Annotated in this window: 13 protein-coding genes; 7 read left to right on the forward strand and 6 right to left on the reverse strand. The window is 37.8% G+C overall.

Features of this window, described 5'->3' with window-relative positions:
• Positions 1-9: 9 nt before the first annotated feature.
• Positions 10-831, forward strand: coding sequence for a hydroxyethylthiazole kinase (gene thiM / locus MMP60_RS14730; protein ID WP_241337095.1), 822 nt, complete (start codon positions 10-12; stop codon positions 829-831).
• A 17-nt stretch (positions 832-848) separates the two neighbouring features.
• Entirely contained in the window at positions 849-1,487 is a 639-nt protein-coding gene (locus tag MMP60_RS14735) for a DUF4240 domain-containing protein (RefSeq protein ID WP_241337096.1), read from the forward strand.
• Positions 1,488-1,498: 11 nt separating this feature from the next.
• On the opposite strand, the gene MMP60_RS14740 is transcribed toward MMP60_RS14735, so the two are convergent.
• Together MMP60_RS14740 and MMP60_RS14745 are read right to left on the reverse strand one after the other, a co-directional pair.
• The gene (locus MMP60_RS14740) at positions 1,499-1,873 is read right to left on the reverse strand and encodes a 5-carboxymethyl-2-hydroxymuconate Delta-isomerase (protein WP_241337097.1); all 375 of its coding nucleotides are present in this window, start codon (positions 1,871-1,873) and stop codon (positions 1,499-1,501) included.
• A gap of 10 nt (positions 1,874-1,883) precedes the next feature.
• Positions 1,884-3,596 (reverse strand): AAA family ATPase, encoded by a 1,713-nt coding sequence (locus tag MMP60_RS14745; RefSeq protein WP_241337098.1) that lies wholly within the window; start codon positions 3,594-3,596, stop codon positions 1,884-1,886.
• A gap of 159 nt (positions 3,597-3,755) precedes the next feature.
• On the opposite strand from MMP60_RS14745, the gene MMP60_RS14750 reads away from it, so the two are divergent.
• Together MMP60_RS14750 and MMP60_RS14755 are read left to right on the forward strand one after the other, a co-directional pair.
• Positions 3,756-4,721, forward strand: coding sequence for an alpha/beta hydrolase (locus MMP60_RS14750; protein WP_241337099.1), 966 nt, complete (start codon positions 3,756-3,758; stop codon positions 4,719-4,721).
• A gap of 31 nt (positions 4,722-4,752) precedes the next feature.
• Entirely contained in the window at positions 4,753-5,466 is a 714-nt protein-coding gene (locus MMP60_RS14755) for a glutamine amidotransferase (protein ID WP_241337100.1), read from the forward strand.
• A 430-nt stretch (positions 5,467-5,896) separates the two neighbouring features.
• Here the strand turns inward: MMP60_RS14755 and MMP60_RS14760 are convergent, their stop codons facing one another.
• A complete protein-coding gene (locus tag MMP60_RS14760) occupies positions 5,897-7,624 on the reverse strand; it encodes a glutamine--tRNA ligase/YqeY domain fusion protein (RefSeq protein ID WP_241337101.1) in 1,728 nt (575 codons plus the stop codon).
• Positions 7,625-7,791: 167 nt separating this feature from the next.
• Here MMP60_RS14760 and MMP60_RS14765 point away from each other — a divergent pair, with 167 nt between their 5' ends.
• From MMP60_RS14765 to nfsB, 3 genes are all read left to right on the forward strand, one after another.
• Positions 7,792-8,301: a peptidylprolyl isomerase gene (locus MMP60_RS14765; protein ID WP_241337102.1), complete on the forward strand. Its 510-nt coding sequence runs from the start codon at positions 7,792-7,794 to the stop codon at positions 8,299-8,301.
• Between the two features lie 83 nt (positions 8,302-8,384).
• Complete coding sequence (locus MMP60_RS14770; protein ID WP_241337103.1) at positions 8,385-9,101, forward strand: UDP-2,3-diacylglucosamine diphosphatase; 717 nt, start codon at positions 8,385-8,387, stop codon at positions 9,099-9,101.
• A 107-nt stretch (positions 9,102-9,208) separates the two neighbouring features.
• The gene (gene nfsB / locus MMP60_RS14775) at positions 9,209-9,862 is read left to right on the forward strand and encodes an oxygen-insensitive NAD(P)H nitroreductase (protein WP_241337104.1); all 654 of its coding nucleotides are present in this window, start codon (positions 9,209-9,211) and stop codon (positions 9,860-9,862) included.
• 30 nt (positions 9,863-9,892) lie between these two features.
• Here the strand turns inward: nfsB and MMP60_RS14780 are convergent, their stop codons facing one another.
• The 3 genes from MMP60_RS14780 to miaA form a co-directional block, all read right to left on the reverse strand.
• Positions 9,893-10,750, reverse strand: coding sequence for a DMT family transporter (locus MMP60_RS14780; protein ID WP_241337105.1), 858 nt, complete (start codon positions 10,748-10,750; stop codon positions 9,893-9,895).
• 81 nt (positions 10,751-10,831) lie between these two features.
• Positions 10,832-11,353: an RNA chaperone Hfq gene (gene hfq, locus MMP60_RS14785; protein WP_241337106.1), complete on the reverse strand. Its 522-nt coding sequence runs from the start codon at positions 11,351-11,353 to the stop codon at positions 10,832-10,834.
• 90 nt (positions 11,354-11,443) lie between these two features.
• Entirely contained in the window at positions 11,444-12,388 is a 945-nt protein-coding gene (gene miaA / locus MMP60_RS14790; RefSeq protein ID WP_241337107.1) for a tRNA (adenosine(37)-N6)-dimethylallyltransferase MiaA, read from the reverse strand.
• Between the last annotated feature and the right edge of the window lie 6 nt (positions 12,389-12,394).

Here is a 12,394-nt window from a genome sequence, read left to right on the forward strand (position 1 = left end):
GCTGATGTCATGTCACAAAAACAACAACTGATTGATCAAGTGATAGACGCTTGGCAAGCTCTTCAACAACAAACCCCTTTGGTGCAATGTATCACCAATAGTGTCGCCAACAATTACGTCGCGAATATCTTACTTGCGGCAGGTGCATCGCCAGCCATGATTGATAATCCTTTTGAAGCCGAGGATTTCACCCGAATTAGTGCTGCTTTAAGCATCAATATTGGAACGCCAACAACAGAACAAACTCAAGCGATGCTGATTTCAACCAAAACGGCACAACAGTACCAAGTTCCTTGGGTACTTGATCCTGTAGGTTATGGCATGGTTTTAAAATGGCGCAGTGAAACTGTAGATCAACTGCTAAAGTTTCAACCTAGTATTATTCGTGGTAACGCTTCTGAAATCAGTACGCTGGCAGGTAGTCAAATTCAATCCAAAGGCGTCGATAGCACTCTAAATAGCCATGATGTTTATGTTCAAGCAAAAAGTTTATTACAACACTCTGAATGTATTGCTATTTCAGGCGAATCTGATTACATCATTTCAAAACAGTTAGATATGGTCATTAAGGTGAATGGTGGTTGTCATTTACAGCCTAGAATCACCGCAACAGGATGTGCCCTAGGTGCTTTAACTGCGGCTTATCATGCTGTTACCAATTCAACGATTGCAGCGCTTGCTTCACACATTCATTTTGCGATTGCAGGCAAATTGGCTTATGAACATGCACAAACAGTTGGAAGCTTTAATGTGGCATTTTTAGACTACATACACATGCTCGATGACAATTTGATTCAGCAATATGTAGATATTGAAATTGTAGAACTTTAAATATAACGAGAAAAATAATGTCTTTATTTGAATATAAGCCTAATTCTAATCCTGATGATCTTCTATTTTGGCTTGCAATCGACATTTCAAATACCCAAAAAGATCTACCTTGGAATGAATATGATATAGATACACATTTAAAAAATTTAACCCTATACCTGTCCAAACTAAAAAAAGAACAACTCATCATCTTTGAAAAAACATTACAAAAGAAGCTCTCTCAACTTTATAAGGCTGAAATTGCTGAGTTATCCATGATTCTTGAATGTGATTTCACTAAAGATCATGATATTTATAATTTCGACTCATACCTATCTGATGATGGTTTTATTTATTTCCGATGTTGGCTAATTCTTAAAGGTAAAACATTTTTTGATGATATTAGAAGTGATATACAAAGTTTTATTAATGGGAAATATAGTTTCGATATTAGTAATTGTTGGGCAGAGGAACTACTCTATTGTGCTGATGAAGCCTACCTTTTGAATAATAATGATGAAAGTGAAACTCCTATTCGTGATGCTGTTTATGACTTATATCCAGACAATCACTATGATAGTGCTCACTTTTCTATGGACAGGCAGCTTCTTCATGGAGCAGAACTTCAAATTAAATACCCGAAATTGGTCAAAACAATCGGTGCATTGAGGAATTAAATGATCATTCTCTAATGATCATTTTGAATCATCGCCTTAAAATAATTTTGTTTTGGTATGTCAATTATCTCAACACAAAGCTGTATTGGAAATTGAGGAACTGATTTGAAATATGTTTGTTGCTCCAGTTTACGGAGCAATCCCTCAACCAGTCCTTGCTTTTGTGCGTCGGCTCTTCCATCCAATAAATAAAGTTTGAGATGAATATAAGCTTCTTGTACCTGACCTAAACCCACTAAGAAAACTTCATCTTTAAAAACACGAGACTTAATATCATTTACGCTAAACAGCTCAGTTTTAATCAACGCTGTATTTAGGTCTTTGAGCAATTCTAGCGGATCTAACGCTGTTAAATTTGCTGAATAGTGAACAATCACATGAGGCATTTGATTCGCCCTATTCAACAAACAACAAAGCTAACCGAACTTGATCATAAGCCATACGTGGGCTGGTTGCTTCAACGATTGGACGCAATTTGATTGAGCCATCATCGGTAAAATGTTCTGGATTTTTACGTTTATGCAAACGTTTATAAATTTTGCGGACTTCTTCAACCACGTCATCACCAGGATTGGCAACGGAAATATCCAATCCTTGTTCTTTATGTAGACGTGCCAAATGATTAATAATAGTCGCAGGTGTTAAACCACGTTCATGTGCAATATCTTCTATTTCATAACCATCTTCAAATAAAGCACGCGTTTCATCTAAAGTCGCTGCCGCATAATTTTGCTTTCCACTTTTGGATAATTTCTTTTCATTCCGATTGATTTCGGTTGGATTGAGTGTGCCACCACAATGGCGAATAAAAGCATTATGTTGCGTGGTTAAATCCACATTTTCAAAGTTAACTTCTGCTTCAGTCGATAATTCCTGAAAACGGCGATCTGCTTTAATGGCTAAACTATCAAGCTCAAGTGCTTGCTCATTAAAGCCAAGTAGTTTTAGTCCTGTTAGCGACTTCAATCGAGATAAAGCCACATAGCCCTGACCTTTTTCAAAAGTATTGCTTAAATTAATTTCTGCGGCTTCCAACGTCATACCCTGACTTTTATGAATGGTAATCGCCCAAGCCAAACGCAAAGGAATTTGCTGAAAACTTGCAATCGCTTTACCCGCTTCATTTTCAATTGACCACGTTTCTGGTTCAACCAATAAAGTCGTTCCATCCGTCAATTTGACCTTTGGCAGAATACCTTGCTTATCATCTTCCTCAAAACCAATGACCTCACCTAAACTGCCATTGATATAACCCATATCAAAGTTATTTTTGACAAACATTACTTTGGCATGTTTTTTAAGTGCCAACTCCTCAGGTGCACGTACTGAAGATTTTAAGGTTTCAATTAATTTGTCGTTGCCATCAACAACCGCATTGAATTGGTGGCTTTCATTATCAATTTCATTGAGATGCTGATAGTTGATATTATCGACATCCATATTATGCGTATATAAACGAGTAAAGGTCTCACCAATATCATGCTGACGTGATTGTTGTAATGCAGAAATATGATGCTGTTGAATGCTCTGCGCCCGAATCGCATTTAAAATCTGATTTAAAATTTCATCGTCCTGACGATGCTGTTCCGTTAAATAGCAAACACGAAATTTAGCCTCAACCCATGCCTCAGACATAAAGCAAAATTTATCCCGATTGCTTTCATCTTTTTTACCCACAGGTGGTAACTGGAAAAAATCACCCGCAACAATGACTTGAATCCCACCAAAAGCCTCATCACTTTCTTTAAAGTATTTAAGCACTTGATTAACCAAATTGAGTTGTTTGGCATGCAACATTGAAATTTCATCAATAATTAACACTTGGGCATTTTCTAAATGCTCTTTTAAATATTTGCGCTCTTTCATTCGTTTAAGATCATCATCACTCAAACGATCCTTGATCCCAATTCCTGCCCATGTGTGGATGGTCATACCATTCATATGTGTAGCAGCGATACCTGTAGAAGCAGTAATCGCAACAGGTACTTTTCGCGCTTTAAGATAATGAATATATTGGTTAAGCGTATAGGTTTTTCCTGCACCTGCGGAACCTGTTAAAAAAACATTTTCCCCAGCTTTAAGTAACTTCAGTGCAGTCTCTTGTTTCATAATTTCTTCAGTCAAAAACAACAGCCCATAGCTTAACGATTTTTTTCTAAAAGTAAAAACTCAAACTGTTCCAAAGAACTGTTTGTATCTCATTTTTACATTGACATCCGAACTTTTTCATTTAATGTGTTTCTGAGTTAATTCAGATTAGATATAAAAATGAACACTTCGAATTTATATAAATATCAAACAGATATATTAGGAGAAAATTATCAGCAACTCATTTTAGATTTTGCTGATGATTATGATGGCAAAGTCGTTGCAACTTTAGTGCGTAAAAAAGCAGCACAGGCAACAAAGAAAGCTGTTCTCTATATTCATGGTTTTTCTGACTACTTTTTCCAAACAGAAATGGCAGAACAATTTAACCAGCATGGTTATGATTTTTATGCACTTGATCTCAGAAAATACGGACGCTCTAAACTCCCTCATCAAAAATTTTATTATGTTCTAGACCTACGTGAATATGATGCTGAAATCAGTAAAGCACTCGAAATTATTGGTCAAGAAAATCACAATCAAGTTTTACTTGCTGGACACTCAACGGGCGGCTTAATTACAACGCTCTACGCCGCACATTACCCAGATCATCGCCTGATTAAAGCACTATGGACCAACAGTCCTTTTTATGATTTTTATAAAAGTGTCGTCGAAAAAAAAATGGGAATCCCTTTGCTCGGTAGGGTTGGCAAACGTTTACCAAATGCAAAATTCCCAAGTGGATTAAATCCATGGTATACGCCAAGCCTACATAAAGATTTCTATGGTGAATGGGATTTCAACTTAAATTGGAAGCCCAAATCACTCCCTTTTGTTCATTTATGTTTTGTACGTGCGATCCACAAAGCACAAAAAGAAATTCATAAAGGAATCAAGTTAAATATTCCTACTCTGATTATGCATTCACACCAGTCCAAATACCCAAAAAAATGGGGAATTGATGCACAACAAAGTGATGTGATCTTAGATGTCAAAGATATGACGCACAATGCCAAGAAAATGAAAGGTGATGTACAAACCTTAGCTGTAAAAAATGGCTTACATGACCTTGTTCTTTCTGCACCGCCTGTTCGTGAAAAAGTCTATCAAGATTTATTTTCTTGGCTCGAACAAAAGATGCCTTAACTAAGCTCTACTTATAGTGATTACAGAGATTATGGATACTTCAATTTCATTACCTAAAACAGTTTATGCGATTCAACACCTTGCTTTTGAAGATTTAGGTTCTTTGGAAGATATTTTTTATCAACAGGGTTTTCGTGTTCGTTATTTCGAGGCGGGTGTAGATGATCTCAGCCCTGCATTAAATTATGATGGGCTGACAATTATTCTCGGTGGGCCTATTGGTGTTTATGAAACGGAAGACTACCCTTTCTTAGTTGAGGAAATTGAAGGGATTAAACAACGCTTAGCTGCAAACAAGCCAACCATAGGGATTTGTCTAGGTGCGCAACTGATTGCGCACGCATTAGGGGCAAAAGTCTACGCAGGACACCAAAAAGAAATTGGTTGGAGTCAGTTGGAAATCAAAGCCATTGAGCATAATCCCTTATCTGCACTTGAAAACACTGAAGTTCTGCATTGGCACGGCGATACATTTGATTTACCACCCCATGCGACATTACTTGCAAGCTCAGCAATTTATCCCAATCAGGCATTTTCTATCGGGAATAACATCTTAGCTTTACAATTTCATCTTGAGATAAACCAACACAGTTTTGAGAAATGGCTCATTGGGCATACTTGTGAAATACGGCATGCAGGCTTATCAATTCCTCAGTTACGACAAGATAATTTAAATTATGCAGCACAATTAGAAAAGCAATGCCGAACAATTGTCCAAACATTTTTAGATAAACTAAATAATTAAACCCATATAATCACTCAAATTGCATATGCTTGTCACAACCGACAAGTATATCAATTGAGTAATTTTAAGCAAAAAATGCACTAAAAATATTACACTTTTCAAACTTTTCTTACATGATCACACATTAAGACCAATAACAGACGAGATTACAATCAAGCTATTTTTGGATAAGACAATAGAATATGGGCATTCATCTTATTTTAGCTGGACTATAGAATATGCTTAAGCTGATAAAGAGTTTTCACTCTATTAATACCTTACCTATTTATTCATATCTGTTCTTCTACTTATTTCAATGGTAATTTATTTTTATCACATCAATCCATAAATGATTCATCTAAAAAACCCAACTTCTAAAGCTGGGTTTTTAGATGAATACTATTATAAAATTTATAAATATTTAGAACGAATATAAATCCCTGATTGAGACTTACTTCTTCTCAGCCTTAAAACTATCTTTAAGATCAAGAATACGGTTAAACACAGGTTTTTCAACTTGATGATCATGTTGATCTGCAACAAAATAACCTTCACGCTCAAACTGGAAACGATCTTCTGGCTTCGCTTGTGCTAACGCAGGTTCAATCACAGCCTGTACCACGGTCAATGATTCAGGATTTAGATTTGCCAAGAAATCATCAGTCGCATCTGGTGCTGCTTCAGTAAACAAACGATCGTAAATACGAATTTCAGCAGGTATACCTTTCGTTGCAGAGACCCAATGAATGACCCCTTTGACTTTACGACCTTCAGGGTTTTTGCCTAACGTTTCAGGATCAATTGAACATTTAAGCTCAATTACTTCACCATTGGCATCTTTGATTACTTCATCACACTTGATCACATAAGCATGGCGTAAACGCACTTCGCCTTCTGGAATCAAACGTTTAAAGCCTTTTGGTGCAACCTCTTCAAAATCCTTACGATCAATATAGATTTCACGTGTTAACGGAATAACGCGTTCACCCATATCAACATTTGGATGACGTGAATGAGTTAAATCTAATTCTTCAGGTAAATTAGTCAATGTGACTTTTAATGGATTCAGTACAGCCATTCCACGCGCTGCGGCATTTTCCAAAGACTGACGAATACAGAACTCAAGCATTGCAACATCAACAATACCATCTGTTTTCGATACACCCACACGCTTACAGAAATCTCGTAAACCTTCTGGGGTAAAACCACGGCGACGCATTCCCACTACAGTTGGCATACGCGGATCATCCCAACCCTGTACATGGTTACCCTCAACCAATTTACGCAATTTACGTTTAGAGGTAATCGTATAATCTATATTTAAACGTGATGACTCATATTGACGCGGTACAGCAGGAGAATGAACTTTCTCCACAACCCAATCATAGAATGGACGGTGATCTTGGAACTCTAAAGTACAGAGTGAATGGGTAATCCCTTCAATTGCATCTGACAATGGATGAGCATAGTCATACATTGGATACATTTTCCACTTATCACCCGTTTGATGATGCTCTGAATGTAGTACGCGATAAAGAATCGGGTCACGCATATGTACATTCGGGCTTGCCATATCAATTTTGGCACGTAAAACAGCACCACCTTCTTGGATTTCACCATTACGCATTTGTTCGAAACGCGCTAAGTTTTCCTCAACTGTAGCATCACGATATGGCGAATTTTTACCTAGCTCAATGAAACTACCACGATTCAACTTAATTTCTTCAGGCGTTTGCAAGTCCACATAGGCATCCCCCTGTTCAATTAATTGAACAGCCCACGTGTAAAGTTGATCGAAATAACTTGATGCATAACGAGGTTCACCATTCCAGTTAAAACCTAACCACTTCACATCATTGGCAATACCATCAACATATTCTTGTTCTTCGGCATCTGGGTTTGTATCATCAAAACGTAAATTACATAAACCGTCGAATTCTTCAGCAATACCAAAGTTGAGACAAATCGCTTTGACATGACCAATATGTAGATAACCATTTGGCTCAGGTGGAAAACGAGTCACAACTTTTTGAGTACGACCTTGATTTAAGTCATCTGTAATCACTTGACGTACAAAATCCAAGCCTGCCTGTTGTTCTTGCTGCGCGGCGTCGACAGTGGTTTGAGTATTCGGTGTCGGGGTCTTTGGCAGTTCTGAAACAACATCATTTGGCTTCATAGGGTGTAAATCACTTCTTACAGTTAAAAAAATAGGAAATAAAACGCAATCTTTGCTTTTTCTGAAAGATTTTAACGTTTTTTACTTGCCTTGTAGTTTACAGTTTGCTTATGCTTCTCTCAACCAAAAACCCATGGTCACAAGCCCATGTTTAGGAGATTAATGTAATGAGTTTTCCTCAAGTCGAATTAAATACCAACAAAGGTCGTATTGTTCTTGAGCTTAACGCTGAAAAAGCACCAAAAACGGTTGCAAATTTCTTAGAATATGTACGCGACGGTTTCTATGACGGCGTAATTTTCCACCGTGTGATTGATGGTTTTATGATCCAAGGTGGTGGCATGGACGAAAACTTCAAAGAAAAAGCAACACGTGACTCAATCGAAAATGAAGCTGACAACGGCTTAAGTAACGATGAAGGCACAATTGCGATGGCGCGTACTCAAGCTCCTCACTCTGCATCTGCTCAATTCTTTATTAACGTTAAAAACAACTCTTTCCTGAACCACACAGCGCCAACCGCACAAGGCTGGGGTTATGCAGTATTTGGTAAAGTTGTTGAAGGTCTTGATATTGTAGAAGCGATCAAAGGCGTTCGTACTGGCAACCGCGGCTATCACGCTGATGTTCCTTTAGAAAACGTTGTGATTGAATCAGCTAAAATTATTGCTGAGTAATAATCCCTCCTAACCTCCCTTTATAAAGGGAGGAAAGTCCCTCTTTTTAAAGAGGGATTTAGGGAGATTAAAAGGAAAAAAGTGTGACCTATCTATTTATCTCAGATCTACACTTGTCACCTGATCATCCTCGGCTCATTCGAGGGTTTTTAGCTTTAATGACAGAATATCAAAATAAAAATACCCAACTTTATATTCTAGGCGATTGGTTTAATGCTTGGATTGGTGACGATTACACTGCACCGTGGTTAGATGAAATTGTCAGCGCTTTACAAGTATTCGCTGCAGCAGGCAATCAAGTATATTTCCAAGTAGGTAATCGAGATTTTGCCTTAGGTCTGAAGTTTTTAAATCAATTCGACGGTATTCTACTACCTGATGTTTATACACTAGAGATTGATCACAAAAAATTTCGACTCGAACACGGCGATGCCTTGTGCACAGATGATATTGGCTACCAACGTTTCCGTAAAATAATTCGCAACCCCATTTTGCTCGGTTTCTTAAAACGTACTCCTTTGAGTTTCAGACAAAAACTTGCTAATGGTTTCCGTAAAAAAAGTAGCGAAACCACACAATTAAAAAGCTACGATATTATGGATGTGAATACGCAAGCGGTAGAATCAGTCATCACGCCTGTCGATTATTTAATTCATGGGCATACTCATCGTCCAGATATTCAGCATGTACTCAACAAACAACGCATTGTTTTAGGTGATTGGCGAGCAGATTCAGCTTGGGTTTTAGAAATAAATCCTCTAGAAAATAATCCATTAGATTTTAAACAGTGGACTTACTGATTTCCGATCCATTCAGCTCAAAACGATATAGAAATCACATTTCGCTACTTTCAGCAAAATTTATATCAAGTAAAATAAATTAAATTTTTTGGTTTGGTTTATTCTCAATGGACACTTTAGTTACAGCAAAAACACGTTACGCGACAAAAGCTTATGATGCAGAGAAAAAAATTCCTCAAACGCAGTTTGAAAAACTTTTAGAAGTATTACGTTTCAGCCCTTCTTCAGTGAATATTCAACCTTGGCATTTTCTAGTTGCGGAATCTGATGAAGCGAAACAACGTATTGCATCAGCACTGACAGGGAATTATGTCTATAATGCCGCTAAAGTGCTTCATTCTTCGCACACCCTCGTATTCTGTACTCGTACTGATATTTCCTCTGAATATTTAGAACAACTCTTACAACAAGATGATGCTAGTGGTCGCTTTAAAGATGAAGCTGCCAAACAAGGGCAACGTGATACCCGTCATGGTTATGTTGAGTTCTACCGTAATGAACTAAAAAACCTATCATCTTGGATGGAGAATCAAACCTACCTTGCACTTGGACAACTCCTTTTTGCAGCGGGGCTAGAAGGTATTGATGCAACACCAATGGAAGGGTTTGATCGAGATACGTTGAATAACGAATTTAAACTCACAGAAAAAGGCTTGAAGGCATCCGTCATCGTCGCTTTAGGTTATCGTAGTGACAGTGATTTCAATGCAAAATTGCCTAAATCACGCTTACCCGATCAGGTCATTTTTACCCGTTTATAATTTTTTAGTTAAGGGAGTCATACGATTCCCTTACATCATTGCCTTCGCTAAGCACAATACCGCAATCACTCCAGTAATCAATCCAACCCACGTATAAGCTTTTAATCGTTCATTAAATAATACGATGCCGCTCAGTACCCCCAGTACAACGACAAGGATATTCATACCTGCAAACACAATGGCAGGTGTTTCCTTAAAAATCATATGAGCTTTGACATATAAAGCGATATTAGCGAAATTTAATCCTCCCAAGATTAAGCCAGTAAAAATATTTTTAGGCTGCCAATTGGGCTGAGTGACTGCAAGATAAATAATCGATAAAATAAAAGCACCGATAAAGGCAAGATTCAGTGTGACAGCAGACTGCAATCCCAAACTACTACTATATTTCAAAAGAACATCAATCGCTGCATAACCTGCCCAAACACTAAATAGAAATAAAGCTGATGTTAAGTTTAATCCTTTGGTGGCTTTTTCAGTCACTTGTCCAATAATAATTGATAGAACGGCAATTACACCGAGAACTACACCAACCAATTTGAGCTGGCTAAAATGTTCACCAAAAATAAAATAAGCAGCTAATAATGAAAGAATAACGGCTAAGCGTTGGGCAATTTCAGTTTTAAGAATCCCTGCAAATTGTAATGATTTAGCCAAACATAAAAAAATACTCGGCAATAAGATCGCTAAAATGAAAATCAACCACCAAGGGGTATGATTCCAAGAAATATGGCTAATATCCGTTTTAAACCAATAAAAACATAAAATGCTCGCACTCAAATAATTCCATGCAATCATTTGAAAAATATCAAACCCTTTTGTTTTAAGGTATTTCAATAGAATTGAGACGAGAACACTACAACTCGCAGCAGCAACAATCATTTCCATAATATTTATTCTAACTTTCTAAGACACAAAAAAATGCCAGTCTATCGTGAGACTGGCATTCTTTTAAAGATCATTGATCAATTAACGATTGTTTTCGTCTTCTTGACCATCTTCAAATTTAGTTTCGCTATCGAAGCCACCTTGATGACCGAAGCCACCTTGACCACCGAAGCCACCTTGACCACCGAAGCCACCACCTTGACCACCGAAGCCACCTTGGCCACCGAAGCCACCACCTTGACCACCGAAGCCACCTTGACCACCGAAGCCACCACCTTGACCACCACCAAAGCCGCCACCTTGACCACCAAAGCCGCCTGTAGCGCCTTGACCACCAAAGCCGCCTGTAGCGCCTTGAGCTGGGAAGCCACCAGTAGAACCTTGAGCGCCAGCTGGACGTGGGTTACGCGCAGGAACAACTGTAGAAATCGCGTGTTTATAAACCATTTGGCTTACAGTGTTTTTTAATAAAACTACATATTGGTCAAACGACTCAATATGCCCCTGTAATTTAATACCGTTTACGAGGAAAATAGAAACTGGAATACGTTCTTTACGGAGAGAATTTAAGAACGGATCTTGTAAAGTTTGACCTTTAGACATTTTTAACTCCAAAAAATTTTAAATCAGCGCAAAAAAACTATCTTTATTTTTCAACTAAAAATTATAAAAAGACAGCCTGCGAATTTTGCTTTATCCAAAGAAGTTTCGCAAGTCTTCTTTCGCCTGCTTTATCGTCACATAAGTTTTAAAATCGTGTATTTCTTGCAAAGAACGTAACCAAGTGTATTGACGTTTGGCAAGTTGCCGTGTCGCAAATAACGCTTTGTTCTCCATTTCTACTTTATTTTTGAGACTTAAGTCACTTTTTAATAAAAAATCTAAAGCTTGACGATAACCGACAGACCGCATGGATGGTAAATTATCATTTAAATCGTATTTTCTAATTAAGTCCTCTACTTCATTTAAAAAACCAATGCTCCACATTTTACTTAACCGTTGTTCAATGCGTTGATGTAATTCTACCCGATCTGGCATGAGCGCGTAATTATGAAATATGTAACGATATGGTTGGTTTTTAGGCTGTTCAGCTTGTAATTTTGTTATTGGTTCACCTGTAATGCGATATACCTCTAGCGCCCGAATAATTCTTTGCTTATCAGAAACCTTAAATTTCTCACCAGCAACAGGATCAACTGTAACCAACTCCTCATAAACAGCTTGCCAGCCTTCTTGTTCAGCTTTTGCAATAATTGCATCACGTATGCTTTGATCAGCATTTGGCAGATTATCGGCAAGCCCTTCAAGCAACGATTTAAAATATAGCATAGTTCCACCAACCAAAATTGGTGTTTTTCCTCGCGAATGCATATCATCAATCAGTGGACAAACATCTTCAACAAATTGTGCTGCTGAATACACCTCTAGTGGCGTAATAATATCAATTAAATGATGCGGATATTGTGCTTGCTCCTCTTTAGTGGGCTTTGCAGTCCCGATATCCATGTCTTTATAGACTAAAGCTGAATCCACAGAAATTAGTTCAAAATTACCACGCTCATAAAGTTCACATGCCAATGCGGTTTTACCACTTGCGGTAGGTCCCATTAAATTGATGACGGGCAATTGATTTGACATGTAAAA

Source organism: Acinetobacter sp. ANC 4805 (assembly GCF_022549495.1).
GTDB lineage: Bacteria > Pseudomonadota > Gammaproteobacteria > Pseudomonadales > Moraxellaceae > Acinetobacter.